The organism is Neisseria sp. HMSC31F04 (assembly GCF_001807735.1).
Classification (GTDB): Bacteria; Pseudomonadota; Gammaproteobacteria; order Burkholderiales; family Neisseriaceae; genus Neisseria; species Neisseria elongata.
This window is the reverse complement of record NZ_KV790828.1, coordinates 1-17,829: the sequence shown is the minus strand read 5'-3', so window position 1 is coordinate 17,829 and position 17,829 is coordinate 1. Positions and strand designations below refer to the sequence as shown.

Below are 17,829 nucleotides of genomic sequence, written 5' to 3'. Positions count from 1 at the left end.
CTCGGTGTGGTTTGGCCGCTGACTTGTCCTTCGTCATCCACTTCTATGGCCTGACGCTGTTTGCCGCCGCCGTCATTGACGCCGCCATTATTCAAACCGCCGGAACGGCGAAACCTACCGTCTCGATTACGACCCGACCGACAACCTGATCCAAGAAACCGGCTGGGACGGCAAAATCACCGCCTACGGCTACGATGCCGCCGGACAACTGGTTCAACAGACCGAATACGGCCAAAGCACCGATCAAGGTCGTCTGAAAGACCGTCCCGAGACTTGGCGCATCCACCATTTCAAAATGAATAGGCGGTAGGAATGCCATGATATTTCATGGATGAAGTGCCGGTAACGTCGTTTTTTCGGAATATTTGCGGCACATTGGCACCGAGCGGTTTGTTTTTTGTATTGGTTGGTTTGAGTATCAATGGGAATACCCTCGTTGGGTTTGGCACAAATCGTGGCACAAATGACCGCAGCCAGTAGTATATGAACAGATAAAAAACGCCCTAAATCAAGGGCGTTTGTCTATACACATACTACTGGTTACGGGCTAGGTGGGTTCAATTCCCCCCGCCTCCACCATACCTAATTTTCAGCAGTTTTTTAATATGTATAACGCCTTGAACTAAAATAGTTTCAAGGCTTTTTTGTTGCTTTTTTGTTATACTGATATACGTTTGGTTTAATTATTTAATAATTGAAATACCTCGTTTTTGAGTAGATTTTGCTGAAAACGGTATCATGCAGTCGATAAAGGCGTGAATTGTGATTTTGACGGTATGGGTAAATAGTTTAAAGGCTGTGGTGATTCCGGGGAAGTTTCAGTCGGTGGGCTGGGAAATAAAAACCGTACTTCGTGCCGACTGACTTTACAACCTTGTATGATTAGATTTGCCATAAGTATGCAATATGGCCTGCCACCTATTAAAATATGTTTATAGCAAAGGAGATGGTATGAAAACGGTTATTGTCGATTACGGTATGGGTAATCTGCGTTCGGTTTTGAACTCTGTGCGTGAGGCTGAACGCCTTGCGGGAACGGGGACGGAGATTGTGTTGAGTGCCCGCCCGGAAGATGTGGCCGCCGCCGACAAAATCATTTTCCCCGGACAAGGCGCCATGCCCGACTGTATGGCCGCACTGCAACGCAGCGGATTGGGCGAAGCAGTTTCAGACGGCCTGAAAAACAAGCCGTTTTTCGGTATTTGCGTCGGGGCGCAACTTTTGTTCGAACGCAGTGAAGAAGGGGATACTGCGGGATTGGGTTGGTTTGCAGGGGAGGTCAAACGTTTTTCCGCGAATGTGCGCGACCACGATAGAGGCCGTCTGAAAGTACCGCATATGGGTTGGAATACCGTGCATCAAACCAAACCGCATCCGCTGTTCCGCGATATTCCGCAAGATAGCCGTTTTTATTTCGTCCATAGTTATTACTTTGCACCGCAAGGTTCCGAAATCGTACTTGCTACCAGCGACTATCCTGATTCGTTTGCCTGCATTGTCGGTCGCGATAATGTCTTCGCGACTCAATTTCATACGGAAAAAAGTCACGATGTCGGCTTATTGCTTTTGCGTAATTTTCTACACTGGAATGGATAATTTGTGTAAAATGCGGTTTACATGAAAACACATGCCGTTTGAAGGCCTATCTGGCATTTTTCAGACGGCCTTTCCTGCCAATCCGAAAGAACCGCCATGCTGCTTATCCCTGCAATCGATTTGAAAGACGGCAACTGCGTACGTCTGCGCCAAGGCCTGATGGAAGATGCCACCGTGTTCTCCGACCAACCGGCGGATATGGCCTCGCATTGGCGGCAGCAGGGCGCGAGGCGGCTGCATTTGGTTGATTTGAATGGTGCCTTTGCCGGCGAGCCAAAAAATTTCCCGGCCATCCGCGAGATACTGGCGGCGGTGGCGGCCGATATTCCTGTCCAACTGGGCGGAGGTATCCGTGATTTGGCGACTATCGAAAAATATCTGGCCTTAGGGCTGACAGACGTTATTATCGGTACGGCGGCAGTTAAAAATCCTGCTTTCGTGCGCGAGGCCTGCCGGGAGTTTGCCGGGCATATTATCGTCGGTATCGATGCCAAAGACGGAATGGCGGCTATTGACGGTTGGGCAACGGTAACCGAACACCGTGCGGCCGATTTGGGCAGACGCTTTGCCGACGACGGAGTAAACAGCATCATCTACACCGATATCGGCCGCGACGGCATGATGAGCGGGGTAAACATCGATGCAACGGTTAAGCTGGCCGAAGCAGTCGGCATTCCCGTTATTGCTTCCGGCGGTTTGACCGACTTGAATGACATACGCGCCCTGTGTGCCGCCGAGAAAGACGGTGTAACCGGCGCGATTACCGGCCGTGCGATTTACGAAGGCAGTATTGATTTTGCGCAAGCACAGCAATTGGCCGACTCTCTCGGCGAATAGATAACTGATTTTTTATATAAAATATTACGGGAAAGAAGGAATAAAAATAATGTTGGAAGCATTTGTTTTAGGATTTTGGATGATTTGGTCGGCCGACCGCGATATTTATGCCTTGTCGGAAAGCTTGGGTTTTATCGTGATTGCCGTGATTATCCGTGGTTTTATGGCGATGACCCTGCCGGCAATGAATGGTGTTTGGGTGGCAGAGGTTGCCGTGCAGTGGATTTATGTCGCTTTGGTACTGACTGCTGTTAACAGACTTTCCAACAGCTTCGCCACTACCCTGTTTTTGGCTGCTGCAGGCAGTATGGGTTTTTATTGGTTGTCGCAACCGGAAAACATGAAATCGCTGCTTTCTCCTTTTATTTAGCCGAGGCAGAACGGTTTGACCGCATTGAATTTTGACTGATATTTTGTGCGATGGAGTATCGGTTGCCTAAGATAAAGCATGGCGGAGCCAGGATGCTTCGTGGTATAAAACCCCTAGGCGGCAAGCTCTTGGAATAGGATAACGCGTTATTTGTTTTTCCTACGGCGCAACAATTTCACACTGCCCTCTGAGAGGGCAGTTTGTTTATAGACAACAGGTAATCCGCATGGCTCTTTGCAAACGAATCATCCCTTGCTTGGATGTTAAAGACGGCCGCGTCGTCAAAGGCGTGAATTTTCTCGGACTTCGCGATGCGGGCAATCCCGTCGATGTCGCCAAACGTTACAATGACGAGGGGGCAGATGAACTGACTTTCCTCGATATTACCGCTTCTTCCGACAACCGCGATACCATTTTGCATGTTATCGAAGCAGTTGCATCCCAAGTTTTCATTCCATTAACCGTTGGCGGCGGCGTGCGTACTGTAGCCGATATCCGCCGCCTGCTTAATGCCGGTGCGGACAAGGTCAGCATCAATACCGCCGCCGTTACCCATCCCGATTTGGTCAATGAAGCCGCCGGATTTTTCGGATCTCAGGCGATAGTCGTCGCTGTTGATGCCAAAGCCGTCAATCCCGAAAACACCCGCTGGGAAATTTTTACCCACGGCGGCCGTAACCCGACCGGTTTGGATGCGGTCGAATGGGCGCTTGAAATGCAGCGGCGCGGCGCGGGCGAAATCCTGCTCACCAGTATGGACAGGGACGGTACGAAACAAGGCTTCAACCTACCGCTGACCCGTGCCGTCAGCGAAGCGGTGGACATACCGGTTATCGCATCGGGCGGGGTCGGCTCTATACAGCATCTGATTGACGGCATTAAAGAAGGAAAAGCCGATGCCGTTTTGGCCGCCAGTATTTTCCATTTCGGCGAAATATCGATTGCAGAAGCAAAAGAGGCGATGAGTCGGGCCGAGATTGAAGTCAGGCCGTCTGAAAAATATATTTCAGACGGCCTGTAGCGGCTGCATTTGTTTTCGTGATGGTTAATTGCGATAGGAACGTAGGCTGCTGTAAAAACCGGATGTCTCCGAGCGATACGGAGGCCGTCTGAAACATGTGCCGCTTCTTTTCAGCATTGCCGCACCTGAGTGGAATTGAAAACCGGGTGCGGACGATGTGGAACTGAAGCGGCTTTCCACATTTGGCGCAGCCGGCGGCATGAGCAGCGCACACAGCATACGAAACCAAATACACGGTGATTGGGGATACGGGCACTTACAGCTGCGGAACGGGGCGGGGCTGTCCGTCCTTGTCGATCGCAACGTAAGTGAACAAGGCTTCGGTAACGAGGCGTTGTTCGTTCAGGCTGTCGAAGGAGGCAGAGTGAACCCAAACCTCAATGTGAATCTGCATCGAAGTGTTGCCGATTTTAATCAGTTCGCCGTAGCAGGCGACGACATCGCCGACCGAAACGGGGCGGTGGAAGACGATTTTATCGGCCGCTACGGTGGCGGCACGGCCGCAGGCGGTTTCGTAGGCAAGGATGCCGCCCGCAATATCCATTTGCGACATCAGCCAGCCGCCGAAAATATCGCCGTTGGGATTGGTGTCGGCAGGCATGGCCATCGTGCGCAGCAGCAGGCGGCCTTGCGGTTCGGTGCGTTGTTCGGTGTTCATCGGTTTTCCTTTTTGTTTGGAATGGCAGCAGCTTGGTGCGGCAGGGTTCAGTTTGTTTTTTCGGGCGGAAGCCGCCGCAATAGAGTACGGATTAGGTCAGAACAGCGGCGAGGCGGCGCAGTTGCAGACAGCGCGGAAGCGAGTGCTCCGGTAATCGATGCCTTGAAAAGCCGTCTTTTTTCATCCGCTATACCGAGCGTCAGGCCGTCTGAAATTCCGATTATAACGAATTAAAACTTTTCAGACGGCCTAACGCCATATTTTACTCTGCAAGTGGGCAGCGGCAAAACAGGGATTCTTGATTTTCTGCCGCCAAACTCGTTTTCAGACGGCCTGTTCCGTTACAATACCGCTTTCTCATTTTCGGATTGCAGTCATGCCATCTTCTCATTTACCCCGAATCCTGATTACCGGCGGCAGCGGCCAAGTCGGTCACTGCCTGAAAGCACAACTCGAGGGCTGTGCCGAACTCTCCGTTCCCGACTCCTCCGCACTCAATATTGCCGACCGCCGCAGCGTGCGGCAGGCGGTGGAAACCTTCCGTCCCGACTACATCATCAATGCAGCCGCCTATACGGCGGTCGATAAAGCCGAGAGCGATGCCGAACGGGCGTTTGCCGTCAATCGAGACGGCGCGCGCCATTTGGCCGAAGCCGCCGAAGCAGCCGGCGCGGCCATGCTGCATATTTCCACCGATTATGTGTTTGACGGTGCGGGCGGCGCGCCTTATGACGAAGCTGCCCCAACCGCGCCGCAAAACATATACGGCGCAAGCAAGTTGGCGGGAGAGCAGGCGGTGTTGGCCGCCTGTCGCCGCGCCGTGGTGATGCGGACTTCGTGGGTATTCGGCGCGTACGGGCAGAACTTCGTCAAAACCATGCTGCGGCTGGGACGCGAACGCGACAGCTTGGGCATCGTGGCCGACCAATACGGTGCGCCGACCGCGGCCGCCGACATTGCCGCCGCACTGATTACCATCGTCCGCCGCCACACGCCCGGGCAGTTGGCGGAACGTGCGGGAATTTATCATTATTGCGGCAGCCCGTATGCAAGCTGGTTTGAATTTGCCGAAACCATTTTTGCCGAAGCGGCGGCGCAGGGCGTGCTGGCGAAAATCCCTGCCGTGAAGTCGATTGCTACGGCAGATTATCCGACTCCGGCCAAGCGTCCGGCCGATTCCCGTTTGGATTGCGGCAAAATCCGCGCCGTGTTCGGTATCGGGCCGTGCGACTGGCATTCCGCCTTAAGCGATTTGCGGCCTTATCTTTAAAACAACGGCAGGCCGTCTGAAAGTGGTTTTTCAGACGGCCTTGTGATATAAGTCCGCTTTCTCCAACCGACAGGAAACAAAATGAGTTCACAAGATTTGAGCGGCAAAATCGCATTGGTAACCGGCGCATCGCGCGGCATAGGCGCGGCGATTGCCGACACATTGGCACAAGCGGGCGCAACCGTCATCGGCACGGCCACCAGCGACAGCGGCGCAGCCGCCATCGGCGAACGCCTGGCACAGTGGAACGGGCAGGGCAGGGCATTAAATGCCGCCGAAGCCGACGGCATCGAAAACCTGATTGCCGATATTGAAAAAGAATTCGGCAAACTCGACATTTTGGTGAACAACGCCGGCATCACCCGCGACAACCTGCTGATGCGGATGAAAGAAGAAGAGTGGGACGAAATCATGCAGGTAAACCTGAAATCCGTCTTCCGTGCCAGCAAGGCCGTATTGCGCGGCATGATGAAACAGCGTTCCGGCCGCATCATCAACATCACGTCCGTGGTGGGCGCGATGGGCAACGCGGGGCAGGCCAACTACGCCGCGGCGAAAGCCGGCCTGATGGGTTTTGCCAAATCCATGGCGCGCGAAGTGGGCAGCCGAGGCATCACGGTAAACTGCATCGCCCCGGGCTTTATCGACACAGATATGACCCGCGCCCTGCCGGAAGAAGTCCGCAAAACCTTTGAGGCGCAAACCGCACTCGGCCGTTTCGGTGACGCACAAGACATTGCCGACGCAGTATTGTTCCTGGCTTCCGACCAAGCCAAATACATCACCGGCCAAACGTTGCACGTCAACGGCGGCATGCTGATGCCTTAACTTTTTTAAAATCAAAATGAACAGGCCGTCTGAAAAACATTTTCAGACGGCCTTTATTGCCATATATTTCCTGAGAAAGGCTGCTTTTAATACAAAACTTTACACTAAATTATTAAATTTGAAATAAATCATGGTGGACGTAATAAAACTGTCTGTTATACTACAGGCTCAATTCACCTATTGAAAACAAGGAAACATTATGAGCAAATCTGATTACGAAACCCGTAAAGCCGCAATGTTGGAAGACATCCGAGCCGTGATGGACGATGTTGAAGAGCTGTACAACAAAGGCGTTGAAGAAGGCAGCGAAGAAATGGAAGATTTGAAAACCCGCCTAGGTGACAAATTGGAAGCGGCAAAAGAGAAATTGAGCGCTTTTGAAAGCGATGCTGCCGCAAGCCTGCGTAAGCATTCCGCCCGTGCGAAAAAGAAATTCCGCGAATTTGAGGAAGAAGCGGGCGATCAAATCAAACGCCGTGCCAAACAGGCCGACGAAGCAGTACATGACAAACCCTATTACGCCATGGGTTTTGCCGCACTGGCCGGATTGGTGGTCGGCGTATTGCTGAACCGCCGTTAATAACGGCTTGAATCAGGCCGTCTGAAAACGCCCGCATTATTCGTCAGCGGCTTTTTCAGACGGCCTCTCTGCATTAAGGAGGTAAAATGGTCATCAAACAAAAAATAGAACACACCAAAACCTTGTTGAACCAAGGAGTAGATTTGCTGTTGCTGCGGCTGCAAGTCATCAATCTCGATTTGGCCGAGCAGGCGGAGAACGTCTTCCGCACCCTGTTGGCACTGCTTTTTTCCGCCGTTTTACTGTTTGTCGCCCTGTTTGCCGCCCTGTTCGGCCTCAACCGGTTGCTCGACGATGCCACCGCTGTGAAAGTATTTTTCATCGCCGCAGCCGTCTGCATCGTTGCTGTCATATTGATGCTTTGGCGGATATTGGTTGCCTGGCGAAGACACAACGGAGTGTTTGCCGACAGCCTCAACGGCCTGCGGGACGACATTGCCTGTTTGCGCGGCGAACTGTCAAACAAGGAGGGCGATCATGAATAAAGAAAGAAAACAGGCGCGGGAACTGCTGGAGTTGGAAATTAAACTGGCGCGTCTGAAAATCGCCGCCGAGCAAATCCGGCAAGACAAAATGCTGCAACAACGGAAAAAACAGAGGGTAGATTTCGTGCAACTGGCGGAAATCGCTGCTGCGGCCGCTTCCGAAGGTTGGGCGCAGAAAGCCGCCTTTTCCGCCGCGCGCGGCAAATCCCGTTGGGCTTTGATTGCCGCCTGGCTGGCTTGGCATTTTATGCGGCGTAAAGGATGAAAACGGCAGTAAAAAGCCATTTTGGGAACAGCTTAAAATTGTAGACAATTAGAATAATCTGCCCGATTGTAGACAATTAAAATTAATATAGTGAAATGTAGCGAAAACTATTGGAATAATATTTTAAATCAGGCAAAATGCCGCCGTTGCCGCACGGCGGCATTTTCAATGTAAACGAACTCTGGAGAAAAAAGAATGACCACCCGTATCGAGCATGATTTATTGGGCGAACGCGAAATTCCAAATGATGCCTATTGGGGCATACACACCCTACGCGCAGCAGAAAACTTCAAAATTTCCAAGCAAAAGATTTCCGATATTCCCGAATTCGTGCGCGGCATGGTAATGGTGAAAAAAGCCACCGCCCGCGCCAATGCGGAATTGGGCGTGCTTTCCGCCGAAGTCGCCGCCGCGATTGATGCCGCCTGCGATGAAGTGCTGGTGAAAGGCCGCTGCCTTGACCAATTCCCGTCGGACGTATTCCAAGGCGGAGCGGGTACATCGGTGAACATGAATACCAACGAAGTCGTGGCCAATCTGGCTTTGGAACACTTGGGCAAAGCCAAAGGCAGCTACGACATCATCGACCCAATGGATCATGTAAACGCCAGCCAGTCTACCAATGACGCTTATCCGACCGGCTTCCGTTTGGCCGTTTACAACAGCACGGTGGCCATGATGGTGCAAATGAACCGCCTGAAACAGGCCTTCGAAGCCAAAGCCGAAGAATTTAAAGACGTGTTGAAAATGGGGCGTACCCAGCTTCAAGATGCCGTGCCCATGTCGTTGGGACAGGAGTTCAAAGCCTTTGCCGTCCTGCTGGAAGAAGAAAACTTCAATCTGCAACGCAATATCGATTTGCTGCTGGAAATCAACTTGGGCGCAACCGCCATCGGCACGGGTGTGAACACTCCCGAAGGCTATGCCCCGCTGGCAGTGAAAAAACTGGCCGAAATCAGCGGCCTGCCCTGCACGCTGTCGCCCAATCTGATTGAAGCCACCTCCGACTGCGGCGATTATGTCAGTGTGCATGCCGCGTTGAAACGCTTGGCCGTAAAACTTTCCAAAATCTGTAACGACTTGCGCCTGATGTCATCCGGCCCGCGTGCAGGCATCAAGGAAATCAACCTGCCCGAAATGCAGGCCGGTTCGTCCATCATGCCCGCCAAAGTCAATCCCGTGATTCCGGAAGTCGTGAATCAGGTGTGCTTCAAAGTGATCGGCAACGACACTGCCGTAACCTTTGCCGCCGAAGCCGGACAGTTGCAGCTCAATGTGATGGAACCTGTGATTGCGCAAGCAATTTTTGAAAGTATCTCGCTGCTGGGCAATGCCTGCGTGAATCTGGCCGACAAATGCGTGGACGGCATTACCGCCAACCGCGAAACCTGTGCCGCCTATGTGCTGAACTCCATCGGCATCGTTACCTACCTGAATCCGTTTATCGGCCACCACAACGGCGACAAGGTCGGCAAAATCTGCGCCCAAACCGGTAAAAACGTGCGCGAAGTGGTGTTGGAACTCGGTTTGCTGAGTGCGGAACAGCTTGACGATATTTTGTCGCCCGCCAATCTGATTAACCCGCAATATAAAGCGAAGAAAGTCGGTTAAGCCTTCGGGCATCGATAAAGGCCGTCTGAAAACCCGGAAACGGGTTTTCAGACGGCCTCTGTTTGTTGCAAAGCCGGTTGTTTATACCGAGAACGAAGAACCGCAGCCGCAGGTGGTTTCCGCGTTCGGGTTGCGGATGACGAATTGCGAGCCGTGCAGGCTTTCGGTGTAGTCGATTTCCGCGCCGACAAGGTATTGGTAACTCATGGGATCGACCAGGAAGGTCAGGCCGTTTTTCAAGATTTCGAAATCGTCGTCGTTTTTGATTTCGTCGAAAGTGAAGCCGTATTGGAAGCCCGAACAGCCGCCGCCGTTCACGAAAACGCGCAGTTTCAGGTCGGGGTTGTTTTCTTCGGCAATCAGGTCGGCCACTTTGGTGCAGCAGCTGTCGGTGAAGATGATGGGTGATTCGTCTGACATGGTTCTTTCCTTGTGTGTCATGGTTTGTGCGGTATTTTCGCGCAATGCTCGAGGATAAGCAAGGTGGGGTGCAAGGTGTTGATTTCAAGCCGTGCGGCGTATGGTGTCAGTCGTGTTGCGAAATAGGTACAAGCTGTTCGCCCCAATGCAGTTTCTGCCGCAGCGTTTTGTAGTAGCGGTAAGTGCCCGGGTGCAGTATCCGCAGGCTGTGGCGGTAGCGGCGGATACGCAGCATGTCGCCGCTTTGAATATCGATGTAGGACTGCCCGTCGAAGTGGGCGCGCGCGTCGCCGGCTTTGGTAATCAGGATGTCGATTTCGCAGGTGTCGGGGACGGCGATGGGGCGGTTGGTCATAGATTGCGGGCAGATGGGGACGAGCGTGAAGGCGCGCAGGCTGGCTTGCAGTATCGGGCCGCCTGCCGCCAGCGCGTAAGCCGTCGAGCCGGTGGGCGTGGAGACAATCAGGCCGTCCGAACGCTGGGTGTAAACGAATTCTTTGTTGATAAAGGTTTCGAATTCAATCATTTGGCCTGCGCCGCCGCGCGAGATGACCACGTCGTTCAGTGCCAGCGAGTTTTTCACATGGGTGCCGTTGCGGATGAGGTCGGTTTCGAGCAGTATCCTTTCTTCCGCCTGGTGTTTGCCGGTCAGGATGCCTGCAATTTCTTTCAGCATTTCTTCGCGGGGGACTTGGGTCAGGAAACCGAGGTGGCCTTGATTCACGCCTACGAGGGGGATGCGGTAGGGGGCGACTTTGCGGGCGGCGGAAAGGAAGGTGCCGTCGCCGCCCAAAACGATGACCAAGCCGCATTCGCGGCCGATGTTGTCTTTGTCGGTTAAACGGCAGCGGGGGAGGTCGTCGGGATGGACTACGCCGCCTTCCACGCTTTCGCGGTCGATGAATACGTCGATTTTTTCCGCCAGCAGGAAGTCTATCAGCTTGTGCAGGCTGACTTCTATCCGGGGCGTTTGCGGGCGGGTAACGATGCCGATGCGTTTGAATTCGGTAATCATGGCGGATGGGCGTACGGTAAGGGTAACGGAACGGATTATGGCATGATTGCAGGCCGTCTGAAAGCGGCTGGCGCGGTGTTTTCAGATGGCCTTTTTTGTGTTTTTAAGGCCACAGCCATGCCCAGACGCGGCGGCCTTCGCTTTGCAGCATCAGCAATGTCCGGCAGGCGGCGGCGGTGTTCATGTATTCGATGCCTATGCCTTGCGCGGCCAGCGCGGCGTTGAGTTTCGGATGGAGGAACTGTTGTGTTTTCCCCGTGCCGATTAAGATGAGTTCGGGCGGGGCGTATTTTGAGAGGCCGTCTGAAAACGAATCGGCAGTCAAATCCTGCGGGCGGGCGGTGTTTGCGGGCAGGCAGCAGCCTTCGATCAGGCAGACGGCTTCGGTGTGGGTTTCGCCGTTGATTTTCAGACGGCCGTCCAAACCGCCTTCGATATTCCATCCGTCTTGCGGCAGGTGTTCCTGAAACTGCATATTTTTCTTTCTGAATAAGGGTTTTTCGGGTAGGATTGCGCGTTTTTGACGGCAAGTTTAGCCATTCAGGGAACGCTTAACAAGGAGTGATGATGAAACCGGTCAATATCGGCATTTTGGGTTTGGGTACCGTGGGCAGGGGCACGGCGGAAGTGTTGCGCGCAAACGCGGCGGAAATCAGCCGCCGGCTGGGACGCGCGGTGAACGTGTTTATGGTGTCCACGCGCGACGAAGCCAAAGCCCGCGCCGCCTGTCCGCCCGAAACCCTGATTACCGCCGATCCGTTCGAAGTCGTGCGCCACCCCGAAGTGGACATCGTAGCCGAAGTGTTCGGCGGCACGGAAGCGGCCAAAGAGCTGGTGTTGGAAGCCATACGCCACGGCAAACACGTCGTTACCGCCAATAAAAAACTGCTGGCCGAATACGGCAGCGAAGTGTTCGCGCTGGCGGAAGAAAAAAACGTGATGGTGCAGTTTGAAGCGGCGGTAGCGGGCGGCATCCCGATTATCAAAGCCCTGCGCGAAGGCTTGTCGGCCAACCGCATCCGCAGCATCGCCGGCATCATCAACGGCACCAGCAATTTCATCTTGAGCGAAATGCGCGAAAAAGGCAGCGCGTTTGCCGACGTATTGAAAGAAGCCCAGGCTTTGGGCTATGCCGAAGCCGACCCGACCTTCGATATCGAAGGCCACGACGCGGGGCATAAAATCACCATCATGAGCGCGCTGGCGTTCGGTACGCCGGTCAATTTCCAAGCCTGCTATCTCGAAGGCATCAGCAAACTCGACAGCCGCGACATCAAATACGCCGAAGAACTCGGCTACCGCATCAAACTTTTGGGCATCACGCGTAAAACCGACAAAGGCATCGAATTGCGCGTCCATCCCACCCTGCTGCCCGAAAGCCGCCTGTTGGCCAATGTGAACGGCGTGATGAACGCCGTGCGCGTGAATGCCGACATGGTGGGCGAAACCCTGTATTACGGCGCGGGTGCGGGCGCGCTGCCGACCGCTTCCGCCGTGGTGGCCGACATCATCGACATCGCCCGCCTGCTCGGTGCGGATACGGGCAACCGCGTGCCGCATCTGGCCTTCCAGCCTTCGCAGGTTCAGGCGCAAACCATTCTGCCGATGGACGAAATCGTCAGCAGCTATTACTTGCGCGTGCAGGCGCAGGACAAGCCGGGCGTACTCGGCCGCATCGCCAACCTGCTGGCGGATCAAAACGTTTCGATAGAGGCATTGATTCAAAAAGGCGTGGTGAACGGAGACACCGCCGAAATCGTCATTCTGACCCACAGCACGGTCGAAAAACACGTCAAGGCCGCCATCGCCGGCATCGAAGGCATGGATACGGTAAACGGCAAAGTAACCATGATACGCATGGAGAGTTTAAATGACTGAACAGGCGCAAAGGCCGTCTGAAAACCCTTCAGACGAAGAGCAACGCCGCGAACAAACGCTCAAGTCCAAACGCAAAATCCGCACCATACGCATTTGGCTGTGGGTGATCGCCTCTCTATTCGCCGCCACCTTCTTTCTATCGCAATGCGCCATGAGCAAACCGCGCGCCAAGGCCGCATTTGTCGAATCGTGCATCCAAAACGTACCGTTCTCGCCCAAATGGCAGGGCGATTTGCAAACGCTGGGTTTGAAGGACGACAGCGGCAAGCTGGTGCAAAACTACTGCGTCTGCATGTGGGCGGAGCCGTTGGACAAACTCAGCCAAGAGCAGCTCGACGGCTTTGCCAAACTCGACAGTCAAAAACAGCTTGAACTCCTGGGCGGTGCCAAAGCCTTCAATGCCCGCGACAAGCAGTGCCTCGCCGGTTTGAAGGTCGCGCAGTAAGGCCTCCGGCCCGATTGCCTCCGTCTAAAAGGCCGTCTGAAAAATACCGCCGCGTATTTTCAGACGGCCTTTTAACATCCCCAAGCGCATGTTATAGTGGATTGGCTTTAAATCGGAATGAGGCGGCCAACGCCGCATCGGTTTGAAGTTTCCCGCCGTACGCGGCGCACATAAAAATCCCAACGACACCAAAGGAAAAAATCATGCAAACAATATCCCCGCTCCCCCGTCTCGAAATCGATGCCGACGGCCTGCTCGAATATTCCGTGGTTTATACCGACCGCTCGCTGAACCACATGTCGCAAAAATTTCAGACGGCCTTGCGTTACATCTCCGCCACTTTGAAAAAAGTTTACCGCGCACAGCATACCGCCGTCGTTCCCGGCACCGGCACGGCCGGCATGGAGGCGGTTGCGCGCCAGTTCGCACGCGGCAAAAAATGTCTGATTGGGCGCAACGGCTTTTTCAGCTACCGCTGGTCGCAAATCCTCGAACAAAGCGGCATCGCATCGGAAACCAAAGTGCTGGCCGCACGGCAGAAAGACTGCTTCCAAGCCCCGTTTTCGCCTGCGCCGATAGAAGAAGTATGTGCAGAAATTGCCGCCTTCCGTCCCGACATCGTGTTCGTCCCGCATGTCGAAACCGCATCCGGCATCATGCTGCCCGACGGCTACATCGCCAAGCTGGCCGAAGCCGTCCACGCTGTCGGCGGCCTGTTGGCGGTGGACTGCATCGCATCAGGCTGCATCTGGCTCGATATGGAAAAACTCGGTATCGACATCCTGCTTTCCGCACCGCAGAAAGGCTGGAGCGGAACGCCCTGCGGCGGCTTGGTCATGCTGAACGGAACGGCTTATCAAAAAGCGCAGGAAACCCAGTCCGACAGCTTCGCCCTCGACCTGAAAAAATGGCTGCAAATCATGGAAGTATTTGAAAACGGCGGCCATGCCTACCATGCCACGATGCCGACCGACGGCCTGCTGCGCCTGCACGACATGATGCGCGAAGCCGAAGGCATCGGTTTCGACAAATTGGCCGAAGCGCAGCGCGAATTGGGCGGCAAAATACGCGGCCTGCTGGCCGAACGGGGTTTCCCGAGTGTGGCGGCGGCAGGGTTTGAAGCCCCCGGCGTCGTGGTTGCCTATACCGATAATCCCGAAATCCAAAGCGGCCGCGCCTTTATCCCGCACGGGATGCAGATTGCTTCCGGCGTGCCATTGCAATGCGGCGAGCGTGCCGATTTCCAAACCTTCCGTTTGGGCCTGTTCGGTTTGGACAAGCTGCAAAACATCGAACGGACGGTGCAAAGTTTTGCCGAAGCATTGTCAAAAATAGAACGGTGATGGAAAGATCATCGCGATGCAGGGCGGTGCGGTATTCCGCCCTGTGCGGGAAGCCACCCAACGGGATATAACGGCGTTACAGTTTCCGGCCGTTTCCGCCAATAGGGAGGCCGTCTGAAAAAGCAAGCTGCAATCAGCGGGTTGCTTTTTCAGACGGCCTTTTCGTGTGATAAACGGTCGGGAAAACGGTTTCAGACGGCCTCAATCACATCTGCCGTTCGCGCCACATCAGGTAATCGCGCAGCGGGGGAACCGGCGGGTTCAGGCAGTGCGGGCAGATGCCTGTTACGTCTTCGTCTTCAAATTCTTCGATGTGCAGGGCGTTGGGGTCGAAACGCGCCTGCTGCATCACGGCCTGTGCCAGTGCCTGCTGCTGCACCACGTCGAATTCGAAGCGTTGCAGGATTTCTTCCAGCAGCTCGTTTTCCGGCCCGCTGAACGGCTGGCGGTGTGTTTCTATCATGCGGACGTAGTCGCCGTTGCTGATTTTCTGTTCGATAAGTGTACGCATAACCGGACTTTTGAAAAAAGCCAGCATCATATCGCGAAACGGCATGGCGGGCTACGGGGCTTTACAGTTGCGGCAGTTTGGCGGCCAGGCGGCGGCTGTTTTCAATCAGGCCGCAGTCTTCCTGATGCAGGGGCAGCGCGCAATCCATCATCAGGAGGTTGTTCGGGCGGCGGGTGCGCAGGCTCATGCGGATTTTTGCCGGAATGAAGGGCAGGTTGCGGGCGGCGGCAAAGTCGGCGGCGCGGCGGTTGGCGGTTTCGAGCATGAAGCGCAGGCTGATGTCGAGGTGGAAGACGCGCGCCTGCAAAACCAAAATCCGGGCGGCAAACCAGTCGGCCTCATCGGTGAACACGCTCGGGCTGGGACGGCTGAAATCGTGGCGCGAGGCGGCAATCATCAGGGCAGTGGTGCGGATTTGCGGCAGCATCGCCTCGGCGGCCAACGCGCCGAAATTTTCCGGCAGGCTGTCGTTGATTAAGTCGGGACGGTGGCCGTTGCCGTCTACAACCAGGCAGCATCGGTTGAGTGTTTCGATATCGGCGTTGTGTTGCAAAGGTTGTGCGTTTTGCATGGCAGGCTCCTGAATCTGTTTGGTTCCGCTGTTGCCGGTAAGCGGTGGTTTCGGCGGCCTGTATCGGGTAAGGGAAAAACAATAAAGCCGCCTGTTCGGTTTGGACGGGCGGCTTTTTCGCTGTTGCTCTATTTTACGCAGACGCAAAAAGATACCGCACCTTGGTGCGATACCAATAAAAATAAGCAACAGAGCGAATTTGCATGATGTTTCTCGTTAAAACGTTTAAAGAATGGGGTGGACTTTAAAACAGTTTGTTAGCCGTTGTCAATATCCTTTGTGTTAAAAAGCACCGAAATAATAGAAGATGTAGACGACAAGCAATATCAGCGGCAGAAAGAGGAGGGCGGTTTGCCGCCTGTATGCAAATTCGCCTTTCAAATGGTGGGTAATCAGGGCGAACAGGACGTATTTGAACAGGAAGGCGCATTCGCAGGCCAAAGTGCGCGGCTGCGGCGAACGTGCGGATTGGCATTTGCGGCCGCGGCATTCGGTGTAACCCGGCGGCCATGTGTGGCTGCTGGCAGACGACGAAGTGCAAGTGCAGGCTGCTTTTGCAGCAATCTTGTCTGATATATTTGACATGAAAACGGCACAATGCCATACTTATGTCAGATATATCAGACATTTTTATTGAGGCTATGAACAGAGTTCGGCAGTTCCGCAAGCAGAAGCAGCTTTCGCAGCAGGCTTTGGCAGATTTGGTGGAAGTTTCGCGGCAGACGGTGAATATGATTGAAAATCAGGATTATAACCCGACCCTGTCTTTGTGTATCCGCTTGGCAAAAGCATTGGATACGGATTTGAATGCGCTTTTTTGGGAAGAGGAAGATGAACAAATTCAACCGTAAATTGTTGGACGGCATGATTGGCAAGCAGGACGAACGCGAGCGGCTGGAAACGTATGAGCGGATGGCGGTGTGCTATGCGTATTTGTATTGGGGTTCGCTGCTGGTGTGTTGGGTCAGTTGGCTGATTGGCTGGGAGACCGGCCAATATGCGCTTTTGCTTGCTCTTTTATTAGGCATTCCGATGCACGGTTGGGCGAAATTCAACGATATATCGGACGAGGTGATTCCGTATCCCCAAAAGATAACGCCTGAAACGGCCAAAGAGGTGTTGAGAAAAGCACGGAAGGCTGCATTGCTATTAGGCCTGATGGCTGCTGTGATGGCGTTTGTTGCCGGCAAACTCTATGCAAAGGATGTGCCGTTCCTTTTGATTTTGCCGTTTGCGGTATTGCTGTTTTTGGCCGTTGCCGGCGGCACATACAGCAGCGCGTGCATACGGGTGAAAAAGACGTTGCGCGAACTGCGCTAATGTGAAGGGGAAGATTGAACATGCAGGCTGCTTTTTCATTGGCAGATTAAAGCTATTCGGATAATGTATTTGGAGAAAAATGATGAACAAATTCAACCGTAAAATGGTGGATTCCATGCTTGGGCGGCAGGACGAGCGCGAGTGGCTGGAAACGTATGAGCGGATGGCGGTGTGTTATGCGTATCTGTATTGGGGTTCGATACTGGTGGGGCTGGGCAGCTGGATCATGGGCTGGAAAGGCGGAGAGGCAGCTTTGGGGTTGTGGTTTCTGTTGGGTTTGCCGTTACACGGTTGGGCGAAAGTCAGTTGGTCGGAATGCAACGATTTGTCGTCTACGGTCATTTCTCCATCCGAAAAAATCACGCCGGAAACGGCCAAAGGCATTTTGCGGAGAGCTTTGAAAAATTCTTTAATTTTTTCAGGCGGCTTCTGTGCCATGATTTTTGTAATAATAAAACGGAGAAGTCCCGAAGTCCCCAATCTGTTAATTTTGTTTTTTGTGGGATTGATATTTTTGTTTATTGTGGTCGGCTTTTATTGCAGCGCGGACATGAAGGTGAAAAAAACCTTGCGCGAGCCGCCGCGTGAAGATAAGGGCGCAGAGGAGGATGAAGATTGATGAAACAGGTGCAGGCTGCTTTTCCAACCTGAGCAGGGCGGCGGCGAGCAAATCGGGCGTTTCCAAGCCGAACACAATGGCGTTGCCGCGTTCGCCGCGGTGATAACCTGCGGGAAAATAAGGAATGTAAGCGGCGCAGTTGAAATTCACGGTGAGAGACCTTTGCAAAATTTCTTTTCCCCAGCA

24 protein-coding genes are annotated in these 17,829 nt (G+C 53.9%); 17 read left to right on the top strand and 7 right to left on the bottom strand.

All coding sequences use genetic code 11. From position 1 onward, the window contains the following. Positions 1-145: 145 nt before the first annotated feature. The 5 genes from HMPREF3107_RS11640 (at position 146) to hisF (ending at position 3,824) form a co-directional block, all read left to right on the top strand. The gene (locus tag HMPREF3107_RS11640) at positions 146-310 is read left to right on the top strand and encodes a hypothetical protein (RefSeq protein ID WP_371327483.1); all 165 of its coding nucleotides are present in this window, start codon (positions 146-148) and stop codon (positions 308-310) included. Positions 311-951: 641 nt separating this feature from the next. Continuing rightward, a complete protein-coding gene (hisH, locus tag HMPREF3107_RS09980; protein ID WP_070455180.1) occupies positions 952-1,596 on the top strand; it encodes an imidazole glycerol phosphate synthase subunit HisH in 645 nt (214 codons plus the stop codon). 96 nt (positions 1,597-1,692) lie between these two features. Further along, positions 1,693-2,433, top strand: a complete 741-nt coding sequence (gene hisA / locus HMPREF3107_RS09975) for a 1-(5-phosphoribosyl)-5-[(5-phosphoribosylamino)methylideneamino]imidazole-4-carboxamide isomerase (protein WP_070455179.1) — start codon at positions 1,693-1,695, stop codon at positions 2,431-2,433. 49 nt (positions 2,434-2,482) lie between these two features. Next, on the top strand, positions 2,483-2,803 hold the full coding sequence (locus HMPREF3107_RS09970) for a hypothetical protein (RefSeq protein ID WP_003774520.1): 321 nt from the start codon (positions 2,483-2,485) through the stop codon (positions 2,801-2,803). Positions 2,804-3,029: 226 nt separating this feature from the next. After that, a complete protein-coding gene (gene hisF, locus HMPREF3107_RS09965) occupies positions 3,030-3,824 on the top strand; it encodes an imidazole glycerol phosphate synthase subunit HisF (RefSeq protein WP_070455178.1) in 795 nt (264 codons plus the stop codon). A gap of 256 nt (positions 3,825-4,080) precedes the next feature. Here hisF and yciA read toward each other — a convergent pair whose 3' ends face one another. Beyond that, a complete protein-coding gene (yciA, locus tag HMPREF3107_RS09960; RefSeq protein WP_070455177.1) occupies positions 4,081-4,482 on the bottom strand; it encodes an acyl-CoA thioester hydrolase YciA in 402 nt (133 codons plus the stop codon). 376 nt (positions 4,483-4,858) lie between these two features. On the opposite strand from yciA, the gene rfbD reads away from it, so the two are divergent. The 6 genes from rfbD to aspA all read left to right on the top strand — a co-directional run bounded on the left by rfbD (position 4,859) and on the right by aspA (position 9,521). Beyond that, positions 4,859-5,752: a dTDP-4-dehydrorhamnose reductase gene (rfbD, locus tag HMPREF3107_RS09955; protein WP_070455176.1), complete on the top strand. Its 894-nt coding sequence runs from the start codon at positions 4,859-4,861 to the stop codon at positions 5,750-5,752. An 81-nt stretch (positions 5,753-5,833) separates the two neighbouring features. Beyond that, on the top strand, positions 5,834-6,580 hold the full coding sequence (gene fabG, locus HMPREF3107_RS09950; protein ID WP_070455175.1) for a 3-oxoacyl-ACP reductase FabG: 747 nt from the start codon (positions 5,834-5,836) through the stop codon (positions 6,578-6,580). Positions 6,581-6,779: 199 nt separating this feature from the next. Continuing rightward, positions 6,780-7,160, top strand: coding sequence for an ElaB/YgaM/YqjD family protein (locus HMPREF3107_RS09945; protein WP_049249315.1), 381 nt, complete (start codon positions 6,780-6,782; stop codon positions 7,158-7,160). Between the two features lie 86 nt (positions 7,161-7,246). Then, positions 7,247-7,645: a phage holin family protein gene (locus HMPREF3107_RS09940; RefSeq protein WP_070455174.1), complete on the top strand. Its 399-nt coding sequence runs from the start codon at positions 7,247-7,249 to the stop codon at positions 7,643-7,645. Beyond that, positions 7,638-7,910 (top strand): hypothetical protein, encoded by a 273-nt coding sequence (locus HMPREF3107_RS09935; RefSeq protein ID WP_070455173.1) that lies wholly within the window; start codon positions 7,638-7,640, stop codon positions 7,908-7,910. Before HMPREF3107_RS09940 ends, HMPREF3107_RS09935 begins: the two co-directional genes overlap by 8 nt. 195 nt (positions 7,911-8,105) lie before the next feature. Further along, positions 8,106-9,521, top strand: coding sequence for an aspartate ammonia-lyase (gene aspA / locus HMPREF3107_RS09930; protein ID WP_070455172.1), 1,416 nt, complete (start codon positions 8,106-8,108; stop codon positions 9,519-9,521). Positions 9,522-9,602: 81 nt separating this feature from the next. Here the strand turns inward: aspA and erpA are convergent, their stop codons facing one another. The 3 genes from erpA to HMPREF3107_RS09915 form a co-directional block, all read right to left on the bottom strand. Then, the gene (gene erpA / locus HMPREF3107_RS09925) at positions 9,603-9,941 is read right to left on the bottom strand and encodes an iron-sulfur cluster insertion protein ErpA (RefSeq protein WP_040666364.1); all 339 of its coding nucleotides are present in this window, start codon (positions 9,939-9,941) and stop codon (positions 9,603-9,605) included. A gap of 106 nt (positions 9,942-10,047) precedes the next feature. After that, positions 10,048-10,956, bottom strand: a complete 909-nt coding sequence (locus HMPREF3107_RS09920; RefSeq protein WP_070455171.1) for an NAD(+)/NADH kinase — start codon at positions 10,954-10,956, stop codon at positions 10,048-10,050. A 103-nt stretch (positions 10,957-11,059) separates the two neighbouring features. Further along, positions 11,060-11,431, bottom strand: a complete 372-nt coding sequence (locus tag HMPREF3107_RS09915) for an Mth938-like domain-containing protein (protein ID WP_070455170.1) — start codon at positions 11,429-11,431, stop codon at positions 11,060-11,062. A 92-nt stretch (positions 11,432-11,523) separates the two neighbouring features. Between HMPREF3107_RS09915 and HMPREF3107_RS09910 the strand changes: the two genes are divergently transcribed. From HMPREF3107_RS09910 to HMPREF3107_RS09900, 3 genes are all read left to right on the top strand, one after another. Beyond that, complete coding sequence (locus tag HMPREF3107_RS09910) at positions 11,524-12,834, top strand: homoserine dehydrogenase (RefSeq protein WP_070455169.1); 1,311 nt, start codon at positions 11,524-11,526, stop codon at positions 12,832-12,834. Next, entirely contained in the window at positions 12,827-13,279 is a 453-nt protein-coding gene (locus HMPREF3107_RS09905; RefSeq protein ID WP_070455168.1) for a hypothetical protein, read from the top strand. Before HMPREF3107_RS09910 ends, HMPREF3107_RS09905 begins: the two co-directional genes overlap by 8 nt. A 203-nt stretch (positions 13,280-13,482) precedes the next feature. Then, the gene (locus HMPREF3107_RS09900) at positions 13,483-14,622 is read left to right on the top strand and encodes an aminotransferase class V-fold PLP-dependent enzyme (protein WP_070455167.1); all 1,140 of its coding nucleotides are present in this window, start codon (positions 13,483-13,485) and stop codon (positions 14,620-14,622) included. 205 nt (positions 14,623-14,827) lie between these two features. On the opposite strand, the gene HMPREF3107_RS09895 is transcribed toward HMPREF3107_RS09900, so the two are convergent. From HMPREF3107_RS09895 to HMPREF3107_RS09885, 3 genes are all read right to left on the bottom strand, one after another. Continuing rightward, positions 14,828-15,133, bottom strand: a complete 306-nt coding sequence (locus tag HMPREF3107_RS09895) for a hypothetical protein (RefSeq protein WP_070455182.1) — start codon at positions 15,131-15,133, stop codon at positions 14,828-14,830. Positions 15,134-15,194: 61 nt separating this feature from the next. Next, positions 15,195-15,704, bottom strand: coding sequence for a hypothetical protein (locus HMPREF3107_RS09890; RefSeq protein WP_070455166.1), 510 nt, complete (start codon positions 15,702-15,704; stop codon positions 15,195-15,197). Between the two features lie 282 nt (positions 15,705-15,986). Then, on the bottom strand, positions 15,987-16,289 hold the full coding sequence (locus tag HMPREF3107_RS09885) for a hypothetical protein (protein WP_070455165.1): 303 nt from the start codon (positions 16,287-16,289) through the stop codon (positions 15,987-15,989). 56 nt (positions 16,290-16,345) lie between these two features. Here HMPREF3107_RS09885 and HMPREF3107_RS09880 point away from each other — a divergent pair, with 56 nt between their 5' ends. From HMPREF3107_RS09880 to HMPREF3107_RS11635, 3 genes are all read left to right on the top strand, one after another. Next, the gene (locus HMPREF3107_RS09880; protein WP_040564601.1) at positions 16,346-16,555 is read left to right on the top strand and encodes a helix-turn-helix transcriptional regulator; all 210 of its coding nucleotides are present in this window, start codon (positions 16,346-16,348) and stop codon (positions 16,553-16,555) included. After that, positions 16,536-17,024 (top strand): cytochrome B, encoded by a 489-nt coding sequence (locus HMPREF3107_RS09875; RefSeq protein WP_070455164.1) that lies wholly within the window; start codon positions 16,536-16,538, stop codon positions 17,022-17,024. The genes HMPREF3107_RS09880 and HMPREF3107_RS09875 overlap by 20 nt, the downstream gene beginning before the upstream one ends. 79 nt (positions 17,025-17,103) lie before the next feature. After that, positions 17,104-17,643: a cytochrome B gene (locus HMPREF3107_RS11635; RefSeq protein ID WP_083284676.1), complete on the top strand. Its 540-nt coding sequence runs from the start codon at positions 17,104-17,106 to the stop codon at positions 17,641-17,643. Positions 17,644-17,829: the final 186 nt, after the last annotated feature.

Bases quoted from the DNA above. Each gene is read 5' to 3' on its own strand.
- hisH (WP_070455180.1), top strand. From the start codon at position 952: ATGAAAACGGTTATTGTCGATTACGGTATGGGTAATCTGCGTTCGGTT.
- hisA (WP_070455179.1), top strand. From the start codon at position 1,693: ATGCTGCTTATCCCTGCAATCGATTTGAAAGACGGCAACTGCGTACGT.
- HMPREF3107_RS09970 (WP_003774520.1), top strand. From the start codon at position 2,483: ATGTTGGAAGCATTTGTTTTAGGATTTTGGATGATTTGGTCGGCCGAC.
- hisF (WP_070455178.1), top strand. From the start codon at position 3,030: ATGGCTCTTTGCAAACGAATCATCCCTTGCTTGGATGTTAAAGACGGC.
- yciA (WP_070455177.1), bottom strand. From the start codon at position 4,482: ATGAACACCGAACAACGCACCGAACCGCAAGGCCGCCTGCTGCTGCGC.
- rfbD (WP_070455176.1), top strand. From the start codon at position 4,859: ATGCCATCTTCTCATTTACCCCGAATCCTGATTACCGGCGGCAGCGGC.
- fabG (WP_070455175.1), top strand. From the start codon at position 5,834: ATGAGTTCACAAGATTTGAGCGGCAAAATCGCATTGGTAACCGGCGCA.
- HMPREF3107_RS09945 (WP_049249315.1), top strand. From the start codon at position 6,780: ATGAGCAAATCTGATTACGAAACCCGTAAAGCCGCAATGTTGGAAGAC.
- HMPREF3107_RS09940 (WP_070455174.1), top strand. From the start codon at position 7,247: ATGGTCATCAAACAAAAAATAGAACACACCAAAACCTTGTTGAACCAA.
- HMPREF3107_RS09935 (WP_070455173.1), top strand. From the start codon at position 7,638: ATGAATAAAGAAAGAAAACAGGCGCGGGAACTGCTGGAGTTGGAAATT.
- aspA (WP_070455172.1), top strand. From the start codon at position 8,106: ATGACCACCCGTATCGAGCATGATTTATTGGGCGAACGCGAAATTCCA.
- erpA (WP_040666364.1), bottom strand. From the start codon at position 9,941: ATGTCAGACGAATCACCCATCATCTTCACCGACAGCTGCTGCACCAAA.
- HMPREF3107_RS09920 (WP_070455171.1), bottom strand. From the start codon at position 10,956: ATGATTACCGAATTCAAACGCATCGGCATCGTTACCCGCCCGCAAACG.
- HMPREF3107_RS09915 (WP_070455170.1), bottom strand. From the start codon at position 11,431: ATGCAGTTTCAGGAACACCTGCCGCAAGACGGATGGAATATCGAAGGC.
- HMPREF3107_RS09910 (WP_070455169.1), top strand. From the start codon at position 11,524: ATGAAACCGGTCAATATCGGCATTTTGGGTTTGGGTACCGTGGGCAGG.
- HMPREF3107_RS09905 (WP_070455168.1), top strand. From the start codon at position 12,827: ATGACTGAACAGGCGCAAAGGCCGTCTGAAAACCCTTCAGACGAAGAG.
- HMPREF3107_RS09900 (WP_070455167.1), top strand. From the start codon at position 13,483: ATGCAAACAATATCCCCGCTCCCCCGTCTCGAAATCGATGCCGACGGC.
- HMPREF3107_RS09895 (WP_070455182.1), bottom strand. From the start codon at position 15,133: ATGCGTACACTTATCGAACAGAAAATCAGCAACGGCGACTACGTCCGC.
- HMPREF3107_RS09890 (WP_070455166.1), bottom strand. From the start codon at position 15,704: ATGCAAAACGCACAACCTTTGCAACACAACGCCGATATCGAAACACTC.
- HMPREF3107_RS09885 (WP_070455165.1), bottom strand. From the start codon at position 16,289: ATGTCAAATATATCAGACAAGATTGCTGCAAAAGCAGCCTGCACTTGC.
- HMPREF3107_RS09880 (WP_040564601.1), top strand. From the start codon at position 16,346: ATGAACAGAGTTCGGCAGTTCCGCAAGCAGAAGCAGCTTTCGCAGCAG.
- HMPREF3107_RS09875 (WP_070455164.1), top strand. From the start codon at position 16,536: ATGAACAAATTCAACCGTAAATTGTTGGACGGCATGATTGGCAAGCAG.
- HMPREF3107_RS11635 (WP_083284676.1), top strand. From the start codon at position 17,104: ATGATGAACAAATTCAACCGTAAAATGGTGGATTCCATGCTTGGGCGG.